Annotated in this window: 17 protein-coding genes; 9 read left to right on the top strand and 8 right to left on the bottom strand. The window is 46.3% G+C overall.

Annotated elements, in window-relative coordinates; genetic code table 11:
• Nucleotides 1-61: 61 nt before the first annotated feature.
• A complete protein-coding gene (locus AC51G0_RS19805; RefSeq protein ID WP_496303365.1) occupies nt 62-433 on the bottom strand; it encodes a hypothetical protein in 372 nt (123 codons plus the stop codon).
• A 365-nt stretch (nt 434-798) separates the two neighbouring features.
• Here AC51G0_RS19805 and AC51G0_RS19800 point away from each other — a divergent pair, with 365 nt between their 5' ends.
• The 5 genes from AC51G0_RS19800 to AC51G0_RS19780 all read left to right on the top strand — a co-directional run bounded on the left by AC51G0_RS19800 (nt 799) and on the right by AC51G0_RS19780 (nt 6,486).
• Nucleotides 799-2,319 carry an ISNCY family transposase gene (locus AC51G0_RS19800; protein WP_496303364.1) on the top strand — a complete coding sequence of 507 codons (1,521 nt, stop codon included), beginning with the start codon at nt 799-801 and terminating at the stop codon, nt 2,317-2,319.
• A 524-nt stretch (nt 2,320-2,843) separates the two neighbouring features.
• A complete protein-coding gene (modA, locus tag AC51G0_RS19795) occupies nt 2,844-3,590 on the top strand; it encodes a molybdate ABC transporter substrate-binding protein (protein ID WP_496304157.1) in 747 nt (248 codons plus the stop codon).
• A gap of 2 nt (nt 3,591-3,592) precedes the next feature.
• Entirely contained in the window at nt 3,593-4,285 is a 693-nt protein-coding gene (gene modB / locus AC51G0_RS19790; protein WP_496303363.1) for a molybdate ABC transporter permease subunit, read from the top strand.
• Nucleotides 4,279-5,358: a molybdenum ABC transporter ATP-binding protein ModC gene (gene modC / locus AC51G0_RS19785; protein ID WP_496303362.1), complete on the top strand. Its 1,080-nt coding sequence runs from the start codon at nt 4,279-4,281 to the stop codon at nt 5,356-5,358. The genes modB and modC overlap by 7 nt, the downstream gene beginning before the upstream one ends.
• A 507-nt stretch (nt 5,359-5,865) precedes the next feature.
• Nucleotides 5,866-6,486, top strand: a complete 621-nt coding sequence (locus tag AC51G0_RS19780; protein WP_496303361.1) for a CAP domain-containing protein — start codon at nt 5,866-5,868, stop codon at nt 6,484-6,486.
• A gap of 47 nt (nt 6,487-6,533) precedes the next feature.
• Here AC51G0_RS19780 and AC51G0_RS19775 read toward each other — a convergent pair whose 3' ends face one another.
• The 7 genes from AC51G0_RS19775 to malT form a co-directional block, all read right to left on the bottom strand.
• Nucleotides 6,534-7,802 (bottom strand): LssY C-terminal domain-containing protein, encoded by a 1,269-nt coding sequence (locus AC51G0_RS19775; protein WP_496303360.1) that lies wholly within the window; start codon nt 7,800-7,802, stop codon nt 6,534-6,536.
• On the bottom strand, nt 7,796-8,536 hold the full coding sequence (locus AC51G0_RS19770) for a glycosyltransferase family 2 protein (protein ID WP_496303359.1): 741 nt from the start codon (nt 8,534-8,536) through the stop codon (nt 7,796-7,798). Before AC51G0_RS19770 ends, AC51G0_RS19775 begins: the two co-directional genes overlap by 7 nt.
• A gap of 127 nt (nt 8,537-8,663) precedes the next feature.
• Nucleotides 8,664-9,452: an alpha/beta fold hydrolase gene (locus AC51G0_RS19765; RefSeq protein ID WP_496303358.1), complete on the bottom strand. Its 789-nt coding sequence runs from the start codon at nt 9,450-9,452 to the stop codon at nt 8,664-8,666.
• A gap of 263 nt (nt 9,453-9,715) precedes the next feature.
• Nucleotides 9,716-9,988, bottom strand: a complete 273-nt coding sequence (locus AC51G0_RS19760; RefSeq protein ID WP_496303357.1) for a D-fructose-6-phosphate amidotransferase — start codon at nt 9,986-9,988, stop codon at nt 9,716-9,718.
• 176 nt (nt 9,989-10,164) lie between these two features.
• Nucleotides 10,165-10,827: an outer membrane beta-barrel protein gene (locus AC51G0_RS19755; protein ID WP_496303356.1), complete on the bottom strand. Its 663-nt coding sequence runs from the start codon at nt 10,825-10,827 to the stop codon at nt 10,165-10,167.
• Between the two features lie 181 nt (nt 10,828-11,008).
• Complete coding sequence (locus tag AC51G0_RS19750) at nt 11,009-11,686, bottom strand: DUF4336 domain-containing protein (protein ID WP_496303355.1); 678 nt, start codon at nt 11,684-11,686, stop codon at nt 11,009-11,011.
• A 35-nt stretch (nt 11,687-11,721) separates the two neighbouring features.
• Entirely contained in the window at nt 11,722-14,430 is a 2,709-nt protein-coding gene (gene malT / locus AC51G0_RS19745; protein ID WP_496303354.1) for an HTH-type transcriptional regulator MalT, read from the bottom strand.
• A 485-nt stretch (nt 14,431-14,915) separates the two neighbouring features.
• Here malT and AC51G0_RS19740 point away from each other — a divergent pair, with 485 nt between their 5' ends.
• The 4 genes from AC51G0_RS19740 (at nt 14,916) to AC51G0_RS19725 (ending at nt 23,683) form a co-directional block, all read left to right on the top strand.
• Nucleotides 14,916-17,375: a glycogen/starch/alpha-glucan phosphorylase gene (locus AC51G0_RS19740; protein ID WP_496303353.1), complete on the top strand. Its 2,460-nt coding sequence runs from the start codon at nt 14,916-14,918 to the stop codon at nt 17,373-17,375.
• An 88-nt stretch (nt 17,376-17,463) separates the two neighbouring features.
• Complete coding sequence (gene malQ / locus AC51G0_RS19735) at nt 17,464-19,656, top strand: 4-alpha-glucanotransferase (protein ID WP_496303352.1); 2,193 nt, start codon at nt 17,464-17,466, stop codon at nt 19,654-19,656.
• Nucleotides 19,657-19,660: 4 nt separating this feature from the next.
• The gene (gene glgB / locus AC51G0_RS19730; protein WP_496303351.1) at nt 19,661-21,847 is read left to right on the top strand and encodes a 1,4-alpha-glucan branching protein GlgB; all 2,187 of its coding nucleotides are present in this window, start codon (nt 19,661-19,663) and stop codon (nt 21,845-21,847) included.
• 255 nt (nt 21,848-22,102) lie between these two features.
• A complete protein-coding gene (locus AC51G0_RS19725) occupies nt 22,103-23,683 on the top strand; it encodes a methyl-accepting chemotaxis protein (RefSeq protein ID WP_496303350.1) in 1,581 nt (526 codons plus the stop codon).
• Nucleotides 23,684-23,686: the final 3 nt, after the last annotated feature.

Below are 23,686 nucleotides of genomic sequence, written 5' to 3'. Positions count from 1 at the left end.
CTATACGATTAACCCTGAAAGTAACTCCATCAAACAGAGCATTAACTATTGATGGGTATTACTAACTCTCCTTCATGGCTGAAATGACTGAAGGCTCATTGAGTAGATTAAATAACAGGCCTTTTGCTGATGATCGCTGGGAATCGGATAAGGCTTTCTTTGGATTCTCTCTGGACTGTGTAAGTATGTTTTTGATGAACTTGCTGTTAGTACCGGATAGTTCATACACAAACCTGAGAGTGTCTAGCAACTCACCCTGAGGCAAACTATAAACAGCCATTTCACAACCAAGGTTATCCATGGAAAGTAAGTTGTTCACTACCACCTTACGCTCAGCATTGAACTTCTCTTTGGCTTTATAGCCATCAATCAAAGCCTGCACTCTATCGGCGATAGCTACAGGCACTTCCATTGTTTTAGTTTCATGAGTCATTATTGATTCTCTTGCTCTAGCTGGGATTTTATCACTGGCTCAAGTTTACGCTCTAGCGCATGTTTCGGCATCAACTTTAGCATTAATGTGAGGTAATGCACTGGCCATTGTGTGATCTCCTGTTATGTAATCAACCCAGCATATTTTTCTTAACCTTAAAGGGCCACACTAGAGATAGTACTCTAACTAGTTTATGCTCAGCATCGAGTCTGCGGGAGCATGGCTGCTTGTGTGATCACCAAGCGATTCTGTCGTACCTTAATTACCAAGCGACTTTGTCATTACGTTAACTACCGAGGGAATTTGACGGAGCTAAATTAGCGTACCTTTTAAAGTAATCAATGGAGCTTTAGAAGGTGCTAAGGATGTTCTACATGGATTCAAAATCCCAGTTCACCGTCGATGTTATTAGTAAGGTCATCGATGGAAGAATCAGTATCAATAGTGCCGTTACCTTGCTGAGCAAATCACGGAGAACGGTTGAACGTTATTTAAGTCGTTATCGCAAAGAAGGCATTCGATTCGTTATTCATGGTAACAAAGGTCGTGCTCCTGTAAATAAAACCCCAGAGTCGCTCAAAAAAGAGGTGCAAAGCCTCATTCAAACCAAATACTTCGATTTTAATCTGCAACACCTCTCCGAGCTTCTTGAGAAGAATGAAGGGACCGCCATAAAGCGCGAAACCTTGCGATCTTGGGCACACGATATCCATCATGTTAAACGTGCGAAGCGACGAAGAAGTCGAGTAAGAAAGTATCGAGAGCGTATGGAGTTGCCAGGTTTAATGCTTCAAATGGATGGCAGCCCTCATCGCTGGTTTGGTGATGAGAAATCTTGCTTGATTGCCATCATTGATGACGCCACCAGTGATATTCATGCTCAGTTTTTTCCCTCAGAAACAACCGAGGGCTGCATGAAAGTGATGAGAGCTTACGTCGAAAAACGCGGTGTATTCAAAACACTTTACGTGGACAGAGCGGGTATCTTTGGAGGCCCGAAACGCAGTAACTTCTCCCAAATGCAGCGAGCCTGTGAAGAGCTCGGAATTGAGATTATCTTTGCTAATTCACCGCAAGGAAAGGGCCGCATAGAACGCTCATTCGATACCTTCCAAGATAGGCTTGTACCAGAGTTACGATTGCACAACATCACGGATATGGAGAGCGCGAACCGCTATTTACAAGAAGAGTTCATCCCCAAGTATTGGGTGAAAAACATCATGGTTCAGGCCAAAAGTGCACGCTCTGCCTTTAAGAGCTTGCCACCTGATTTAGACCTCAACACCATCTGTGTGCAGAAAGAGTATCGGACGATACGGCGTGATCATACGTTTAGCTTTGATAGCAAAATGTACGTCATTGACTCGCCCATCCGCTACTCAATCGAAAATCAGAAAGTAGAGATCCGATGCCAGTTTGACGGCACATTCTCCGCCTATTTTGGTCACCGTCGGCTTGATATCACAGAGTTAGTAGAACCTAGAAAATGTCATGAATATGGCAAAGAGGTTCAACGGAAAATAGAAGCGTTAGAGCTTGTTGAGCAACTCGGCAGCGTATCTAAAGCAGCCCGTATCCTCGGCTGTTCCCGCCAAACGCTTTATACCTATCAACAAATTATGGAAGAGCAAGGGCCAATCGGTCTGAAGAGGATCAATAAGCCATTGAAACGCAGTAAAAACCGTATATCGGAGGGAACTGAGGATAAGATTATCGAGCTGACATTGTTGAACCCTCATGGGACATCGATACAACTGATGAAGGTGCTCAAACAGCAAAATATCACGGTGAGCATTAGCACTATCCAAAATATCTGGAAGAGAGAGCAACTCAATACCAGAGAGCTCAGAATCAAGCGCTCTCAATCAATGAATATCGAAGTGTGAGGCGAGTAAGCAACATGAGAACTAGAATATAAGAGCATGACAGAATCGGTTGGTATTTATCCCGTCATGTTCCCTCAGTAATGACACATGCCAGGCTAATGATGTCTTCACAATCTCAGTAGGGAGTCGAGTTGCTAGCAACGAATGTTCATGGTCTTGAGTGTTTTCTCCGGAAGTACTTTTTAGGTGGCAATGTAACTGTTAGTCAACCTCACATACTTGAAAAATCTTCCAGACTCCATCTCTTTAAGTCATAAGTAAAAAGCCACTTTTCGTTATATGTAGAGAGTGTCAATTATAACGAGCATAACATGTTGATTTTCAAGTATAACAACCTCGATTTGGTGCTCTGGATATCTAGAGATCCTTCCGCTCTTCTTTGGGCATTTCCGGCTTATTGCCTTATTTCCCAAAATAAATGTGACAAAGAGCTGTTTTCACTAATCGATATATACCTTACTATATAACGGTGTTGAGTTCGCTGAGAATAGAGGTGAGGTATGGCGAAGCGTGTTGCATTGTATATGGCGGCTGCATGTTGTTTTATCGGGGCGGCAAGATCTGCGTATGCTGCTGATAAAGTGACTGTTTTTGCAGCGTCGTCGCTAACCAATGCGATGAATGAAGTGGCAGCGGTGTACAAGGAAAAAACGGGAACTCAGTCGACACTTTCATTTGCCTCTTCCGCGGCACTTGCCAGGCAGATTGCACAGGGGGCTCCAGCCGATATTTACTTGTCTGCCAATGAGAAGTGGATGGATTATGTCGAGAAGCAACAGGCTATTGAACCGCAATCGCGCAAAAGCTTGCTGAAAAACAGCTTGGTGTTGGTTGCTCCTGACTCTTATCCGGCAGATCAAATCGAACTGAGTGCCTCATGGGATTTAGCCAAGGCGCTAGATGGTACGCGTTTGGCTACCGGTGATCCTAAGCATGTACCAGCCGGAATCTACGCCAAGGAGTCGTTGGAAAACGTTGGCTTGTGGCAGAAGGCATCACCATTGCTGGCACCAGCAAATAATGTTCGCTCGGCACTATTGTTAGTGGAAAAACAGGAGGCATTGCTTGGGATCGTGTATAAGACGGATGCCTTGGTTTCCAATAAGGTGAAAGTTGTTGCCGAGCTGCCAGATACCAGCCATGCGGCAATTGCATATCCTGTTGCAATAGTAAAAGATAAGTCCGGCGAGAAAGTTATTGCTTTTTACGATTTTCTACAATCAGAACAAGCGCGCGAGATCTTTGAGAAATACGGCTTTGGAGTTAACTAAGCGTGCTAACTGAATACGAGTTGCAGGCTCTGCTGCTTAGTTTGAAAATTTCGGGAGTGGCAGTGCTGGTAAGCCTACCATTGGGTATTTTGTGTGCTTGGCTGCTGGCTCGCTGCCAGTTCTACGGAAAAGCCATCTTAGATGGCATCGTACACTTGCCACTGGTTCTTCCGCCTGTCGTTATTGGTTACTTGCTGCTGACGCTGATGGGGCGGCAGGGGGTGATAGGCAAAGCCCTTTATGACTGGTTCGGGTTAACGTTCAGTTTCAGTTGGCGGGGCGCAGTGATTGCGGTTGCCGTGGTTTCGTTCCCTCTGATGGTACGCTCGATTCGGCTGGCCTTGGAAAGTGTCGATTATAAATTAGAGCAAGCCGCCCGTACATTGGGGGCAAGTCCATGGAAGGTGTTCTTCACTATTACCTTACCGCTGACCCTGCCGGGTATTTTGACGGGTACTATTTTGGCGTTTGCCCGGGCTCTGGGTGAGTTTGGTGCCACTATTACATTTGTGTCGAATATACCGGGTGAAACTCAAACCATACCGTTGGCAATGTTTTCGTTTATTGAAACACCGGGCGCAGAAAGTGAAGCTGCCCGTCTATGTATCATCGCCATTGTAATCGCACTGGCATCTTTACTGGTATCAGAATGGCTGTCTCGTATGGCTCGTAAGCGTCTGGAAACACAATGTTAGCTATAGATGTACAAAAAGTACTGGGAAACCTTGAGCTGGATATCAAGGTGGAACTGCCGATGCAAGGGATCACCGCAATCTTTGGTCGTTCCGGTACCGGCAAAACATCACTGATTAATGTGTTGAGTGGTTTGAGCAAGCCAGATTCTGGCTCTATCAAGTTGGGAGGGCATGTATTGTGCGATAGCGCAAAAGGGCTCTCTTTACCGCCAGAAAAGCGGCGGATCGGGTATGTATTTCAAGATGCCCGGTTGTTTCCACATTATACCGTGGCCGGTAATCTGACTTACGGTTGCCGTGAGAAAGATCAGGCACATTTTGATGATGTTGTTAAGTTGCTAGGAATAAAGCCACTATTGCAGCGTTATCCATCTTCTTTATCTGGTGGAGAGAAACAGCGTGTGGCCATCGGTCGGGCTCTGTTAACTAAGCCGGATATGCTGTTAATGGATGAGCCGCTGGCCTCGCTCGATTTACCGCGCAAACAGGAGCTGATGCCTTATTTGGAGAGACTGGCCAAACAGGTAAATACCCCGATTCTTTATGTTACACATAGCCTTGATGAGATTTTACGCTTGGCTGATCATATGGTGATGATCAACAAGGGAAAGGTGGTTGTAGCCGGGAATGTAAATAGTGTCTGGGGCTCTCCGGAAATGCGCCCGTGGTTGCCGCCCAAAGAGCAAAGTTCACTGATCAGTGCACGGGTAAATCATACTCATCCGAACTATGCTTTGACCCAGGTAATGCTTAATCACAATGCTTGTCTATGGGTGAGTAAACTCAATCGACAACGTGGTGAGTGGGTGAGGGTACGGATCCACTCGAACGATGTGTCGATTACTAAGGCTAAACCGGAACAGACCAGTATTCGAAATATTCTGCAGGCAAGGATTGATAAGATCCTTTCGGCCAATGACGAAGAGAAAGTGGCGGTAAGGCTTCGTGTTGGTGAGGCGCAACTTTGGGCTAACCTGACGTTATGGGCGGCCGATGAGCTTAACCTAACGGTGGGAGATGAGGTCTTTGCACAAATCAAAGGTGTGAGTGTCACACAAGATGATTTGGCCTAGGTGTATTCATGGCCAATTAATGGCATTTGTACTCAACAAACCACAAATAAATACCAGCAATAAAGTTAATGCTAGTATTTATTTGTGGTTTGATTTTTATCAAAATAATAATAAATTTGGATAAGTATTTTTTGTTGTAGCTATGTTTTTACAATAGATAACTTAAATGGCATTGGTTATCTGGATGCTGGTGTAGTAATTAGCATACATTTGACGAAGCTTGATTGGATTATCTTTATATTGTTGATTACAAAGGATTAATTCTGTGTTTGAACGGTGTTTTCACTTTGTATTATTTGTCAAAAGTGTGTCAGGATGTGTGAAAAATAACCGTTGCATATTGAACTGTTCAGCGTTGAGTCAGTATATTGTTTCCCACATTAAGGCTGATCAGGAATTGGCTTAGAAACATATCTTTGTTTTCTTAATATACTTTTTTGCTGTTCGGATACTATATAAGTCTATTTTGAAATCACAAATTCAATAATATATATACTGGATGTACCCATGCGAACATTATCACTATTAATTCTTTCAACACTACTAGTTACAGGCTGTGGTTCTGGCGGAAGTTCTGAAGACAGTGCCGTGTCTGACGGAGGTTCTAATTCTGGTAGCGGGTCAGTAATTCCAGGTGGTGATGGCGGTAGTGGTGGTGCAGATTCCAATCCCGGTGGTAATGATCCGGCTCCGGCTCCAGCACCAGGCGGTGACTTTGCCGAGCAGATGCTAGCAGCAGTAAATGCCGCTCGTGCAGAAGCACGTGATTGTGGTGGGCAGATGATGCCAGCAGTTCCTGCTCTAACTTGGGATTATAGCCTTGAGCAGGCTGCATTTGTTCATTCGAGCAATATGGCAAACTACAACTTTTTCAGCCACACTGGGCTAAACGGCGATCAGCCTAGCGATCGTGTGTCGGATCAAGGTTATAGCTGGAGCTCTGTGGGTGAGAATATTGCCGCGGGTCAGCAAACACTGGATTCTGTGATGACCAGCTGGCTAAACAGCCCAGGCCACTGTGTAAACATCATGAGCGCTAACTACACCCAAATGGGTGCATCATCAGTGACTAACTCCAGTGCACAATACGGCATCTACTGGACTCAGGTATTTGCTCGTCCGCGTTAATACGGATTTTCGCCGCTGATACATATCTGTATTAGCGGCGAATGACTTTATTGCTTGCTCTTGTCTTTTGAGAGTATTGCTACTTGGCCGTCACTAAAATAGTGGCGGCTTTTTGAATATGCTACTGGACTGCCAAGCGATTGATAGCGCACAGCCCAGTCTGACTTTTCCGCACTGACGGCAAGTTTATCTCTTTCTATATCGATATCAGGGTCAATGGCATGCAAAATAGTAATGATCCCTTTGTAGTGTGCCAACTTTAAGTCGTTGTCATAACTGACCGAACCTACCCATATATTTTGTCCAGATTGTGCTTCTTTACCGGCATACCACCATCTTATGTGCTTCCTGTTAACAAGATCTCCGGCAACCTGATAGGCAAACCATTGGGGTTGACGGTTCCAGTATAAATCTGAAATTGGTGGTAGCTCCTTGGCAAGTAGCCCCAAGTAACCTCGAAACGTGACTTCATCTCGTGAGAATGTCTTATTCTCAACCCAACCAAGATCATCCATTAATTCTTGAGGCGAATGGCCTATAACAATGGTATTAATCGGTTGTGCCTGATAGACGGGAGCCAGGCCGGGGTAGACGGTATAATTAAGGTCTTGCAGCGATATTTTGGCATTGTCTATTTCTTTAGTTTCAAATGCATAGGCATTACTGACGAAGAAGTGAAAATAATTAACGCCTCCCATGATGACGAGCCAGCAGAAAATGATGCTTAGCCACTTCTTCCAGCTTCTCGTGCGGTATAGAAACAGGCTGATCATCAAAGCTGTCAAGGTAGCAACAACCAGCAGGCCATGTTCTTTGAAGAAGAGAGAAAAAGTGCTTAGCTCGGGTAGCGATTCGATACCTTGCGCGAGCAAATAGCCTGCGAGTACGAATTGCCCTACGCCAATAAACAGCCCGATTAACGAATACATAGTGAAGGCCAACCAGGGCAATACATAGCTGCCTGCAAGGAAGGGCATTATCCACGCAACGGGCCCTAGCAAGCGGGCGATAGCGACGACCAGGGGGCCGCGCTGCCTCAGTACTAGCCTTGCTCTGGCAATAGGACGCCGGGTTTTGGGAATGCGCTGGCTGAGCCAGCGTCGCCCGTCTTTACCATATCGACGTCCAATGAAATAGCTGACCTGATCACCAATGAAGCCACCAGCGATGACTGACATCACACCGTATACCGGGCCGCTGCTTAGCAGATAGCCAGCAGCCAGCAGAAAGGGCTCTCCTGGGAAAAACAGGTTGGGCCCTATCAGTGCGTCAAGCAGGCTGCCTCCGAAGAACCACCACCAGCTTGCATCTAGCATTTGCTATCAACATCCTTGTAGTGATCAAATTTGTATTCCATCTCATTGTTGCGCATTTCTCCGAAGAAAAAACGGCGAACGTTGGCTTTGAGGTAAGTGAGTCCCATGTTGAAGAAGCCGTCCTGCTCTAGTCGGCGCGGATCAAACCAGAAGCTGGTAGGGAGCATGCGGTAACGCCAAGTTTCAGATGCCCTGCGAACATAATCACAGTCTTCACAGAGTACAATGCTCTCATCAAACCCGTTTATTTCTTCATGAGCCCGTTTGGTTGAGAACAGGCAGGCACCTACGGCTGTAGGGAAGAAGAATGAAGTGAGAAATAATCCAGCATTGAATGCGCCGTAACCGAGACGATAACCAATGGATAATTCCTCTGCACTCATATAGACGCCTGCAACTTCCAGCTTGCGTTTTTCAAGCTGGTGGAGTGCGTTGGTCAGGAAAGTTGGCTCTAGGCGGACATCGGCATCGAGGAACAGAATACGTTCATGGGACGCGAGCTTGGCGCCAGTATTTCGGCCAAGACTGGTTCCTCTCGCTTCCATTTTGTGGACAGACAGAGCGGGTAGTGCTTTTTCAAACCCCTGAGCAACTTCGTAGGTATTGTCATCACTGTTGGAGTCAACCACGATAACTTCAAAGTTACGGTGGCTTTGCTTACTCAGATCTTCAAGCAAGCGCCCGATACGTTTTTCTTCATTTAGGGTAATTACTACAATGCTAATAGGATTCATACTGACCTCTCAAAGATTTAACTGGCTTTTACTGTTGAGGGAAGTATGCAGGGATGTGACTGAATTGAAGGTGAGGCGCTAATTCATCTTATGTTCATCCAGCGGGGAGCGAGCGTTCGAAGAAGAGTTAACGTTGATAGAAATTATGGATCTGATCACAGAGCCAATCCGGATCATCAAGAGGAAGATCATGGCCAGCGCTTGGATGGAGGAATAGCGGTAGCTGCCAGCGTGAAGCTAACATCTTACTGCAGGTGACATTAACTAGTTTATCTTGTTCTGATGCAATTAAAAGAACGGGTTTGGTGGGCGAATAACGAACTCGATATCGAGCGGCTGCCTGAAGCTGAACAAGGGCATTGCGTGTGCTGACAGGATATTGCTTTCGCCATGTGATCCATTCATCAAGTGTATGTTGATGCTGGTATTGATGATTGGACGTTAGCGCCATGATTAACGCTTCTTTGTTCTCAGGAGTGGTACGAAGGATATTGATAATGGTTAGATATTGCCGCCAGTTTAATCGGTGATAGAGAGGTGAACACGGGCGTACACTGGTATTGATAAGCACCGCAGAGTGGATTTCATTTGGGTAGCGAGTCATCCATTCAATCGCGATCATTCCACCCATGGAGATAGCAATAATATCAATAGAATAGGGATTGATTTCTTTTATTCTTAATTGCACCCGCAAGTCATTGACCATTCCTTGGATTGAAGAGGGTGAGGCCGCCTGGTGGCGGGCACCGTTCCCTGCAAGATCTAGACAAATAACTGTCCGGGCTGGATATCGTTCGCATAACTGTTTATAGAACAGCCCCCAGTGACGCTTTTCACGAAGCAACCCACGTATCAGGACGATAGGTTTTTGATCAGAATCCTGAACAGCTTCCTGGAAAGGGCTCTGAGTCTTCATCGACTACTCCGTCAAAGGTGAGTTGGAATACCACACCGCCTTAACCGCGTCGGCATATGATGGGTTACGATTACTATAGTACCAAGATTGATAAGAGTAAGTCGCATTTACTAAAAATTCCATCAAAGTCAGATGAGTACGCAAAACTTGCAAATCGCTTGGACTGATTTTACTGGTGTGGACATGAGGTAGTCGGTGTTTGATTAAAGCGGGGATATGATATTTCGGGATAGCCACTCCTTGGAGTGGCTATTGTTCGCTTACTAACTGTTCTTCTTAGCGGTTTCAAGCTGGTACGCTTCAATCTCTGATACCCACTTCGGGCGATTGATATATCTCCCTAGTAGGTAAGAGGGGATTAAGAAAATAAACAGGGGTAATGACTCATGGATATAGGTGCTGGCTAAAGCCTCTTCATGGGAAAAGTAATTAAGAATAGCCAGAACGCCAAAGATACCCCCTAACATAACCAGAATAGCTGAAACAACCAGAGTTAATCCGAGTAGATCTCTAAAGTAAAGCTTAGATGCAGTCATTATCGTTGCCTCAATATAGATTTACGATATGAATATACTCCCTGTAGACGACAAAAGCGTGAGATATGTCATACAATTAAAAGGCACTGATTAAAATAAGTAGTTAATTGATTTTGGACAAGTTCTAGCCAAAAAGGCAGAGTATAGATTTGAATCTATACCAAAATCGTAGTGGATCAAAACGTGTATCTCGCTCCCATTTGATAGTTTGTTTCTTCGTAATCACCCACTGAGCGCTGTTGGGTGTTAAGTTCAAGACTCATCTGCTTTGAAACTTGAACAATATTGCCCAGGCGGACTTCACGTAAGGTTTGGTCATAGTGAGTGACTCTCAATGCAGGCTCAATACTCCAGGCATCCGTTAAAGTAACCCGTGCACCTAGCTCACCAGTGAGACCACTGTCTTTTTGATTGACCTTTACTAACCTGCTTTGATTATTGTTGAGAATCTCGCGCTCTAGCTTGGTTCTTGCCCCACCAGCAAGGCCATAAAATGCAAGACCATCTAATATTGGCTGATAGTAGCCAATGCCTAGCATATTATGGCTGAGTGTCAGAGTATCTCTGATAGTGACATCAGAGCGAAGTTCGACAAATAAATTGCTGGCAAAATTCCAGCTTCCTCTAAGATAAATGCCAGCTAGAGAATCAGTCGATTTTGTCTCGTACCTATCATCATAGGAATAGGCCGATGATACTACCTCGTTTTGTAGGGTGGTGTACTGTAATCCGCCTGATAGGTAACTAAAGCTATCGTTGGTATTTATCGCTGTTTGTGCTTGCACAGCTAGCGGGCTACAGCATAGGGCAATAAGGGTGATCAGAGGTATTTTGTTCATTTGGTTCAGTGCCTGAAATTAATCAGATCTGACTGTTTTTGAGTAAGTTAGCCGGATAATACGCCAATAAAAAACAATGTGCAATAACATTGTGTACACCGTTTAATTGTGTTGGTGCTGCTTGAGCTATGTCAGTTCACGAAAGGGGAAAATATTGGGAAAAGTTAGCGGTTAGATTGGGTTAGAGGATCCATTTAAACGCATGATGGAACTGTGCTTTTCCATTTTCAGTAATCACTTGGCCATGGGATAGGATAATGCGGTCAAATGGCCAGGTCAGGATTTCTTGTAAAGACTGGCGAAGTCGGGTTCTATCTTTAAATGTCAGGCGCCAGTATAGCGGCATAGCTGGCTCAGAATAGCAGCCATTCAACAGTGCTAGAGCAATAGTCAGTATATTTGACGAAGGTTTTAGCCAGGCGAGAGTATCACCAACAATAAGGGTTCGCGAATTTGGGTCGCAGAAGATGACTTCTTCCATCCTGTCGCTGCCACGAAGCAGAGTCTGGTAGAGCTGATGGCGCCATAATGAAGGTGTTTGCGCACTTAGGGCGTCGTCAAAAGCCAGATCAGTACGTTTGTTTTGCAGCCCGGGTGGAGCAAAGAAGTAGGCCTCAGGATAAGCCAGCCACCATTCAGATAGGAACAGGTGATGGTTCATGTTTGGGGTGACAATGGCGTGTATTTGTCCGAGTTTGGTGAGTTCAAGCTGGAGTTGTGTTGTCAGCTGAATAGGTGAGTGTATCAGCAACTTGTTGTCATCAAGCCGGATAACAGTCATACGGGCACCGACAGGAATGCCGTTCATCTTGAACGGCATGTCCTGGTACCAGATGCGATTGCTGCTCCATTCAATCATAGGTCATCCTTAACCTGTGATGAGCTTCGCTTTGGTTAGAAGCCCATGAGTTTGAGTAAGTTCTCTGCCGTTTCGATGGCCTGCTGGCGATTGGCGATATTCAGCTTCTGGTACAGATTTCGAATATGCGTCTTAATCGTTGTTGATGCGACATCGAGCTCAGAGGCAATTTGTTCATTGCTGTAACCTGTATAGATAAGCCCCAGCACCTGCCATTCACGTTGGGTCAGCGGACTGGTTCGTATCAATTCGGGTACATCTGGCAGGTTGAGTAGCTTTTCAACAAAACTCTCATCAAAGTGTACTGAACGGTTACGTTCTTTACTGGTCATTTCGCGTAAAAGTTGGCGTGCTCGATGCAGTTCAAGTTCGTTGAGGGCTTTCCCTTCAACCAATTCGTGCAATAAGTCACATATTTCACCACCATCACATAAGAAAATCCCAACCATACCCGTGCTGTTGGTCAGAACCAGCGCTTCTTTAAGTTGCTCGAGGGCTTTTTCTCTTACTCCCATACGTTTACTTAGCACTGCTTGTACCACAAGGTTACGGTTCTTGTCTGTGATCAGGTTATGCCTATCACAGTTTTCAAGCAGCATATCTAGAATTACCTGAGAGCGTTCCAATTCACCCACATTCAAACAAGCACGTGCAATGTTGCGCCATTGCAGCTGCTGGAAGTGGTTACATGCGGCTTCAGGCTCTTCGGCTTTGTCGAGCCAGCTTTGAATACTGTCTGTATCGCCTTTTATTTGCCAGTAAAAGAGGTTCGCCAAATCCGTATTGGCTCGCCAGTCGATATGGTAATCAGATCTATCCATCATGCTATTGCAGAGCTCGAGGTAACGAGCAGCTTTGTCCTGCTCACCACGAGTAATCGCAATTCTGGCCAGCATTGAATAGGCATGAAGTGACTTGGTTTCATCAAAAGGAGCGAGTACTTCAAGGCTTTTCAGTGCAGCTTCTTCTGCTTCGTCCAGGCGGTTCCAACACCAGAGGATCTGGGCTCGCAGGCGCAGCAGGAATTCATGCAGGGGAACTTGCTGCAGATGCTGTTCCTTAACCAACTTGAACGCTTGATCCAGCAGCTCATAGGCAGACTGAACATAGCCTTGTGCTAGCAGAATTTCACTCTGTTGCAATAGCGCCCACAGAGCTTGATGGTATACATGGTACTGGCGTGCCATTTTCTCAGTTTGCTGCATCATTGGCAGCGCACGGCTTAGATTTCCTAGGCAGTGATGAACTTCACCCACGACTGAAGTCGCGACAATTCGGCTACGATAAGTGGTTGAAGGTAACTGGCCCAATGCTTGTTCAGACAGTATGAGGGCATCTTCAGGCTTGCTTTGGTTAATGGCTACCTGGGCTCGAAGCGCATTAAACTCACCTTGGATGGCATCGTCAAGAGTAATGTTGTGCTTGTGCATTTCTGCTTCTGACTCAACAATCAGCTCCCCAACGTCGTTATAGCGGTGCTGGCTTTGCATTAGCCAAAGTCGGAGCAGTGCCAGACGAGGGGTGTTGAACAGCTCGTCTCTTTCTAGTAAGCCGATACTGTCTTCAAGTAGCTTAAGCTCGCCGTGGTGGAACATTTCCCAGCCATAATCCGAGAGGATTTCGATACTCAGGCTTTTGTCTTCACTCTTTTGGGCGTGCAGTAGTGCTTGTTGGGGCGAATTTTGTTTCAGCCAGGCTTTTGCTGCCAGGGTGTGGAGTTCTGAGCGCTGTTGAGGAATTTGCGAATAACGTTGGTGACGTAGAAACTCAGCAAACAGGTTATGGAAGCGGTACCAGTTGTTATCGCCTTCCAAGGTATTGAGGAATAAACCAAAGCGATTAAGCGACTCTAGCATCGCCAAGGCATCGCTTCGTCCTGTCAGATCGGTAACCAGTTCGGCATTGAACATATCCAGTACAGAACATTGCAATAAGAACTGCTGAGTTTCACGATCGAGTTGGTCAAACACCTCTTCAGCCAAGTAATCCCATAGGTGGCCACGATTGAAGCTGGCCATTGAGACGGCAGATTCGACCAGGTTATTAGGCCTTTGCTGAGCGTGAAGGGCGATAAGCTGGAGTGCTGATGGCCAGCCTTCTACTTGCTCTCGTAGTGTCTTGAGTACGTCTGATTCAACACTGTCGGTGACACGCTTGTTAAAGAAACGCTCGGTCTCTTCTTCATCGAATGCCAATAGGTCGTTGTCGACTTCAATTAATAGATCTCGTACACGCAGGTTGGCTGTGCCCAACGGTGGAAGGGTACGGCTGGTAACGACGAGAGTGAGGTTATCGGGCATGTTCTTCAGGAAGAATCGCATCCCGTCATGAATGTCATCGTTATTGATGACATGGTAATCGTCTAATACCAAGTAGGTTTGTTCATGGTAGTTGCTAAGTTCACCGAATAACTCACTAAAGAGTGTCGACATACAGGCAAACTGTCGGCGTTCTGCCATCGCCTGCGTTTTCAGGCAGGCATTATCTGTAGCCTTATTGATAGATTGCAGCAGGTAATTTGCAAACCGGAATGTGTCGTTGTCGTTTTCATCGATGTTGAACCAGCCAGTATGGGGGTGTTCATTCAACCATTGTGCAGCCATGGTTGTTTTGCCGTAACCCGCTGGAGAACGGAATAGAACAAGACGGTAAAAAGGTGCCTGATCAAGTGCTTCCAGCAAGCGAGGACGAAGTATCGCATTGTGAAGGCGTGCCGGGCGAGTCAGTTTAGATGGTATCCACATAGTCTTGCTATCTTATGTAAGGTTTCAGGTTCCATTGAAAGCTCTTAGGTATTAATTCCCCGTTTTCACACAGGTTTTAGGTGAGCTTTATGTCATGGGGCAATTAAAATCATGCAATATATTTTTTTTGCGACATTTGATCTGAGCCATAACTTTACCCACCTTAATGCTGAAAGCAGCAATTCTATGCTTTCTCATCCCTAGAAATATGAGTCACTTCACATATATTGAAACATTCATCAAAAAATAAGCCCCTTGTTGCGCATGTGTTTTAATCTGTTTTTGTGAATCAAGTTGCATTGTTTGATTTTGAGGTAGCTGTCTACACCTCGAAATTTTGCTGGAGGTCACATTAAGGGGGGGGATTGGGTAACTACGCCCCTCCCACTCATCCCTAATCCTCCCCTTGCCGGGAGGATGTTTTAACAGACAAATGTAGGCAACATAGTCACCAGTTGGAAATAATCCCAGAGAGAGATTGAACCATGTCTAAAAATGGTCAGACACAACAATTTGATAAAACAGCATTTAAAGCGGCTGTAGAAAAACACCTAACAACGACGTATGCAAATACAGCAGAAACTGCCACACCACGTAGTTGGTACCTGGCGATGGGCCGTGCACTTGCAGAAATCAGCACCGGCAACCTGCTAGAAACAGAAAAAAAACTAGCAGAAGAGAAAGCGCGTAGCGTTAACTACCTTTCTTTAGAGTTCCTAATTGGCCGTCTGACAGGTAACAACCTGATCAGCATGGGCCTGTATGAAGACGTTGCAGCAGCAATGGAAGAGATGGGTCACAACCTGACTGATCTACTTGAAGAAGAACGTGATCCCGCACTGGGTAATGGTGGCCTGGGCCGTCTGGCTGCATGTTTCATGGACTCACTAGCGGCACAAGAATACCCAGCAGTAGGTTACGGCCTGCACTATGAATACGGTTTGTTCCGCCAGTCTTTTGTTGAAGGTCGCCAAGTAGAAGCGCCTGATGCATGGCGCGGTATTGAAGGTTACCCATGGGAAGTGATTCGCCCTGAGCTTTCGCAAACAGTGAGCCTTTACGGTCATGTTGAATCGTACACTGACGAAAATGGCAATGCATGCCGCCGTTGGGTACCGGGCATGACGGTAGAAGGTGTTGCTTGGGATCTACCGATTGTCGGTTACGACAACAAGAGCGTTTACCCGCTGCGTTTGTGGGAATGCCGTTCTAATGCACCTTTCAACCTGGCGCGTTTCAACGACGGTGACTATGTTGGCGCTCAGTACTCAGCACTTGAAGCTGGTAACGTTACTAAGGTTCTTTACCCGAATGACAACCATGACCAAGGTAAAGCACTGCGTCTGATGCAGCAGTATTTCCACTGTGCATGTTCAGTTGCTGATATCCTTCGCCGCCATATCGGTGCAGGTAACAAGATTGAAGACTTGGCTAAGCTTGAAACTATTCAGCTTAACGATACTCACCCAACTATCGCCATCCCTGAGCTGATGCGTATTCTGATTGACGAATACAAGCTAGGTTGGGATGCGGCTTGGGAAATTTCTTCTAAGACATTTGCCTACACTAACCACACGCTACTTCCAGAAGCATTGGAAACGTGGAGTGAAGCTCTGATTTCTCAGATGTTGCCACGCCACATGGAAATCATCTTCGAAATTAACCACCGCTTCATGACGTTGGTAGAAGAGACATGGCCAGGCAACAATGAAGTGAAGCGCAAGCTATCTATCATTGAGGAAGGCCCGCAACGTATGGTTCGCATGGCTAACCTATGTGTTGTAAGTACGTATGCCGTTAACGGTGTCGCGGCTCTTCACTCTGAACTGGTTAAACGCGACCTGTTCCCTGAATTCAACGAACTGTACCCAGGTCGTCTACAAAACGTAACGAATGGTGTAACCCCACGTCGTTGGATCAAATACTGTAACCCTGGTCTTTCTGCACTTATCAGTGAGAAAGTGGGTAACGACTGGCCGAAAAAGTTAGAGAAAATTGCCGGTCTTGAGAAGTTCGCTGAAGATGAAGCGTTCCAGAAGCGCTACATGGCAGTGAAGAAAGAGAACAAACAACGTTTGGCTAATTGGGTTGAAGAAAACATGGGTATCGAGCTAGATACCAATGCCATCTTTGATATCCAAATTAAACGTCTGCACGAATACAAGCGTCAGCATCTGAACTTGCTTCATATTCTGTCGATGTACCACCGTCTGATCAATGATCCGACGTTCGATATGCAACCGCGCGTATTCTTCTTTGGTGCTAAAGCGGCTCCAGGTTATGCGCTTGCAAAAGACATTATCTTCGCAATTAACAAAATTGCCGACAAGGTGAACAATGACCCTCGTCTTGCCGGTAAGCTGAAGGTTGTATTTATTCCTGACTATCGCGTAAGCCTTGCGGAAATCCTGTTCCCTGCTGCCGATGTATCCGAGCAAATCTCTACAGCAGGTAAAGAAGCATCTGGTACCGGTAACATGAAGTTCGCAATGAACGGTGCTCTGACCATCGGTACGATGGATGGTGCGAATGTTGAGATGCGCGAAGAATTAGGCGACGAGAACATCTTCATCTTCGGTCTATTGGTTGATGAAGTACAAAAACTTCAAGAAGAGGGCTACGACCCTTACCGTTATTACCATGCTGATAGCTTACTGCGCGCAGCACTGGATCTATTGGAAACTGATGAGTTCACACCAGGCAAACCTGGCCAGCTGGCGGCGATTCGCCATAACCTGCTGGACGGTGGTGACCCTTACCTGGTACTGGCTGACTTTGCCGACTACGTGAAAACTCACGAGAAAATCGATGCTGAATACCGTGACCAGAAAAACTGGGCACGCAAAGCAATTCTAAATACAGCATTGATGAGCAAGTTTAGCTCAGACCGTAGTATTCGAGACTACGCCAATAACATCTGGAAGCTAGAACCAGTAAACCGTTAATTCACCCCCTTTGGTGATTTAGAGTCTGAATTGATATCAGCAAAACCCTAACATCGTAGCGGCCGCAAGGCCGCTATCGGAGAAAACGATGAAAGACGATCAAGTATTAAAACAAGTTGCTGACATGGTAGGTATTGCAGATAGCTATGTCAGTGCTTGGGGAGATGAAGCCAAGGTTGAGAACGAGACGATCCGTCGTCTGTTGGAAGCGCTTGGTTACGACACCAAAAACGACGAAGCATTGCTTGAGTCAGCAAATAAAAAACAACGTCCTGATGTCCTTGCACCTGTACAGGTAGTGCGTAGCGGTGAGCCAATGCGCATTGCTATGCACCTTGGTCAAAGTGCGCGCATCAGTGACTTTAGCTGGCGTCTGAAAACAGAGCAGGGCGAAGTCATGGAAGGCTGGTTGCAATCTCAGCTGATCAGCGACGAGCGTGCAAGCGGTGGCCCATTGGTTTTCGCTTTGCCTGATGATCTTGAATGGGGTTATCACAAGCTTGAAGTGTTCCGCAAGCGTCGTAAATCTCCGTTTGAAATGACTTTGATCGTCACTCCTCAGTCTTGTTACAAGCAGGATGCCCTGCAAGATAACAAGAAACTGTGGGGTACCAGCGTTCAGCTGTATTCAATTCGCACTAATCACAACTGGGGGATTGGTGATTTCGGTGATCTGAAACAATTGGTTGCCGATGTTGCTGCTCGCGGTGGTGATTTTGTTGGTCTCAACCCGATTCATTCCTTATTCCCAGCTAACCCGGAAGGTGCAAGCCCATACAGCCCATCTTCACGTCGTTGGCTGAACCTGATGTACATTGATGTGAGCTCAGTGTCTGAGTTTGGTCAGTGTGATGAAGCACAACAGCTGGTGGGAAGCCCTGAGTTCCAGCAGCGCCTGGTTGAAGCGCGTAACGCTAACTGGGTTAATTACAGTGAAGTATCTTGCCTGAAAATGGCCGTACTACCTTTGCTGTTTGACACTTTCTGTGAACGTCACCTAGACATCAAGACGTCTCGTGCCCAACAGTTCCTAGAGTTCGTTGAACAGGGTGGTGAGAGCCTGCTTCATCAGGCAGCGTTTGATGCCCTCCATGCTGAACTGAAGAAAGAAGATGACTCAGTATGGGGCTGGCCGGTATTCCCTGAAGAGTACCGTCATTTTGATAATCCGTCTGTACAGACTTTTATCAAGAAAAACTTCAAGAAAGTTCAGTTGTTTATGTATCTTCAGTGGTTGGCTGATACCCAGCTGGCTGAAGTTAATGAACTGGCCGAAGAGAAAGGCATGGCAATGGGTCTTTACCGTGACCTGGCTGTCGGTGTCTGTGACTCGGGGGCTGAAACATGGGCAGATCATGGTGCCCTATGTCAAGACGTTAGCGTGGGCGCGCCACCAGATATTCTCGGTCCTTTGGGTCAGAACTGGGGGCTTCCTCCACTAAATCCTGATGCTCTGAAGGAAACCGCTTACGAACCATTTGTTCAGCTGCTTCGCGCTAACATGCGTAGTTGCGGTGCGTTGCGTATTGACCACGTATTAGGCTTGCTACGCCTATGGTGGATCCCTAAGGGTGAAGGTGCACAAGACGGGGCGTACATGTACTACCCGGTAGAAGACATGATGTCTATCCTGGCGCTGGAGAGTCATCGTTATGAGTGCACCGTGATCGGTGAAGATTTGGGTACTGTCCCTGACGAGATCGTTGAGAAGCTATCTACAGCGGGTATTCACTCATACAAGGTCTTCTTCTTCGAAACGGCTGAAGATGGTGGTTTCTATTCACCATCACATTACCCGGCACAATCGATGGCTGCACTGTGTACCCATGACATGCCAACACTGCGTGGCTTCTGGCACTGTGATGATCTTAAAATGGGCGAAGAGCTTGGTTTATACCCTAATAAAGAACAGTTAGCGGGCCTATTTGTCAGCCGAGCTGAAAGTAAGCAAAAAATCCTTGATAGTTTGGCTTGGCATGGTTATCTTCCTGAAGGTGTTGGGCAAGATGCTGCATATGTACCAATGGATCAGCACCTGAGTGAAGGCATGCAATTGCACTTGGCTGCAAGTTCAAGTGCGCTACTTAGCCTTCAGCTTGAAGACTGGCTAGAAATGGACCAGCCAGTAAATATTCCAGGAACCGTCGATGAGTATCCAAACTGGCGTCGTAAGCTTTCTACTACCTTAGACGATATCTTTACTCGCCAGAATATTGTTGACTTAACTCGACGTTTGACTGAAACACGAGAGAAAGCTTCACAAATATCTAACCAGGAGTAATGCGTTGGACACACTGACAGTGACCCGCAGTGATAAGGAATATGTGCAGCTCGAAAGAGCTGCATTCCCAGACCCATTTTCTTTTCTAGGCCCTCAGTATCAGCCTCAAGGTATCGCGCTTCGCGTGTGGATGCCTGGGGCTGAAAGTGTTGTTGCAGTAACAGAAAACGGTGATCGTTTCACTTTAACCCGAGAAGCCGATAGCGGCTTCATTCTGGAAGGTGATACGGACTTTACCACTGCTATTTATCAACTAGACATTCGCTGGCCGGAAGGCGAGCAAACTCTCTACGACCCTTACCAGTTTCACAATCTGCTACCATCAGGCGAAGCCTTAACTACACCTTCTCTCATGCACAGTGAGATGGGTGCGCAGTTGATCACCTTGAACAAAGGCAGTAAGCCAGTGTCAGGTGTTCGCTTTCTGATTTTCGCCCCTAACGCGTCGGCAGTGAGTGTTGTTGGTCAGTTTAATGCGTGGGATGGCCGTCGTCACCCGCTTCAGAAACTGGATAATGGCCTCTGGGGCTTATTTATTCCAGATCTTGAAGAGAATGAACTGTATAAGTTTGAGCTAAAAGACAGTGATGGCAACGGCCTTCCGCATAAGGCTGATCCATGGGGGTATTACTCAGAGCAATATCCGTCTTTTGCTTCGAAAATCTACGATCAGTCTCGTTATCAGTGGAATGACAGTAAGTGGCAGTCACGCCCGGTGACTGCCAAACATCAGCAAGCCCTTTCATTCTATGAGCTGCATGCGGGGTCATGGCGCACCAAGGAAAATGGTGATTTCCTCACTTATCGCGAACTTGCTGATGAGCTGATCCCTTACTTGATGGATATGGGCTATACCCATGTTGAGCTGATGCCAATTTCTGAGCATCCGTTCTATGGTTCATGGGGCTATCAGCCAATTGGCCTGTTTGCACCAAGTAGCCGTTACGGTACGCCGGATGATTTCAAGTATTTTGTTGACCAGTGTCACCAGGCCGAAATAGGTGTCGTACTTGACTGGGTACCAGCGCACTTCCCGTCAGATGATCATGGCTTGGCTAACTTTGACGGTACTGCACTGTTTCACGACCCGGATCCACGCCGTGGCTGGCACCAGGACTGGCAAAGCTATATCTACGATTATGGCCGTGATCATGTTCGCCGTTTCCTCGTATCAAACGCCTTGTTCTGGTTTGAGCATTATCATATTGATGGCCTGCGCGTCGATGCGGTCGCTTCAATGCTTTACCTTGATTATTCACGTGAGCATGACCAGTGGATCCCTAACCACGAAGGCGGCAACGTCAACTTTGATGCGGTTAGCCTATTACGCTGGATGAACGAGGAGGTTTACCGTCATTACCCTAATGCAATGACCATTGCTGAAGAGTCGACGGCGTATCCTGGTGTTTCCAAGCCTACCGATATGGGCGGATTGGGTTTCGGATTTAAGTGGAACATGGGCTGGATGCATGACAGCCTTTCTTATATCAAAGAAGAGCCTGTTCACCGTAAATACCACCATGACACAATTACCTTCCCGATGGTATATGCCTTCAGCGAAAACTATGTTCTGTCTTTGTCTCATGATGAAGTGGTGTATGGCAAAGGCTCGCTGCTGAACAAAATGCCGGGTGACGAGTGGCAGCAATCTGCCAACCTGCGCGCATTTATGGGTTACATGTATGGTCAACCCGGTAAGAAGCTAAACTTCATGGGAGCCGAGATAGCACAAAGTGCCGAGTGGGCTCATGAAGGCCAGCTGGAATGGCATTGGCTACAATATCCGAGACATAGTGGCACGCAGGCACTGGTTCGTGATCTGAACAAGCTGTATACCAGCACCCCAGCACTGTTTGAGCAAGATTGTGCACCGGAAGGCTTTGAGTGGCGAGTTCAAGACGATGCCGAGCAGAGTATTCTGGCCCATGAGCGATTGGCGCTTAATGGTGATAAGGTACTGGTTGTTTCGAACTTTACCCCAATTCCTCGCCAAGGCTATACCCTAGGTGTACCTGAGGCGGGTGAGTACCAGTTATTATTGAACTCGGATGATGGAAAGTACTGGGGCAGCCAGGCACCTGTTACCCAATCTGTTCATACTGCCAATGAGCCAAGTCATGGTTTAACGCACTCAATTAAACTCGATCTACCTCCGCTATCGACTGTATTTCTATCATTCTCGAAGAAATAACAGTTTCGTCTACTAACAAAAACCCGTGATCAAGATCACGGGTTTTTTTGTCATATATCAAATTTCAATAATACAGGGTGCAACAGATACATAAATTATTGCTGTTATGTCCTTTTTTTGACATTTTTGCGTCAAATTAATTTACATCAAGTTGTTAGAATGGAATTAATGTCACAATGGCATGGCAAGGTTTTTTCATGGCAAAAGCAAAATTGCTTTGTATAAAAAAAATGCTAATAAAAAATAGAGATAATAATGACAAGAACAGTAAACCAAGCCTCAGCAAGTCGTGGCGGTAAGGCGGTTGATTACTCTGCTGCGTTAGATTTGATATCTACGACCGATCCACAGAGCCATATTAGCTATGCGAACCAGAGCTTTTGCGATGTTGCTGGCTATAGCGAAGAAGAACTGGTTGGTAAGCCTCATAATTTAGTACGTCATGGCGATATGCCTAAGAAAGCGTTTGAACAGTTATGGCAATATGCCCGCGCTGGCAAAAGCTGGATGGGTATTGTTAAAAATCGCTGTAAGAATGGAGACTATTACTGGGTATCTGCTTTTGTTACCCCAATCACTAATGAAAATGGAGAGGTTGTTGAATACCAGTCTGTTCGTAGCCGCCCCAAGGAAGAAGAAGTACAACGGGCCATTGATGCGTATAAAGAGTTAGACAGCGGCTCAGCAGCGGATAAAAAGTTCAGGTTTCGCCAGGGATTATGGCTTAATAGCGTATTATTCCTGGCGCTACTGTTATCTGCGGTACAGATTTTTGTCGATGTCCCTCTTTTGTTTTCTGTTTTGATACCGATGCTGCTATTAGCAGGTTTAGGGATCAGTGCCTATTCCCAGTCTCGATTAACGACTGTGCAAGAGCTGGCTAAAAAAGCCTATGATAACCCCGTCATGGAGCCTATCTATACTGGCAAGAAAGATGATTTCTCAGTCGTTGAGCTGGCATTGAGAATGCGGAAGGCTGAACTTAGAGCGATTGTTGGTAGGGCAAGTGAAACTTCTGGTGATATTCTAATTTCTGCTGAAGATGAGTTTGCCAATACCCAGCAGATCAAAACCAACCTATCCCAGCAGGCCGAAGCGACAGAGCAGGTTAGTGTGGCAATGGGACAAATGTCATCGACAGTGAGGGAAGTGGCAGAAAGCGCAGCCCAGGCATCGACGTTGACTTTCCAGGCTCAGGAAATGGCCGGTAGCGGTCAAACCAGTGTTGAAACAACGATTGAGTCTGTACTCTCTCTTCATAGTGAGCTTGATAACTCAAAACAGGTTATTAATGCTTTGTCTGAAAGTAGCCGTCAAATTGAGGGTATCCTTGATGTTATCGGTTCGATTGCAGATCAAACCAACTTGCTGGCCCTGAATGCTGCGATTGAAGCCGCTCGTGCCGGTGATGCAGGCCGAGGGTTCGCAGTGGTAGCTGATGAAGTGCGTTCATTGGCACAAAAAACGCAATCATCTACAGGTGAAATCCATCAAATGATTGATCGCCTGCAAGCTACGGCAAAACAAGCGGTGGAAGCGGTTGAGCGTGGTGGTGAGCTGTCTGAACATTGTCGCCAGCAGGCCATTGAGACCGGAGAGCGTTTACACGAAATTAATGACATGCTCAATCAGGTGACGGATAGTAGCCATCAGATAGCCTCCGCAGTAGAAGAGCAGGCTGGTGTGAGTGGTGAAATTGCTAGAAACATTGAGCATATTCGCGAATTGACCTCAGCAACGTCTGAAACCAGTGACATGTCGGTTGAAAGTACTCGTATGTTGGTAGATCGTTTGGAAGGTCTGCAGCGTCTGATGGTTCAGTTCAAGCGGGCCTAAAAT

Source organism: Photobacterium sp. HL06, from assembly GCF_059552575.1.
The sequence above is the reverse complement of the archived record's forward strand: the minus strand, read 5'-3'. Positions and strand labels throughout refer to the sequence as shown.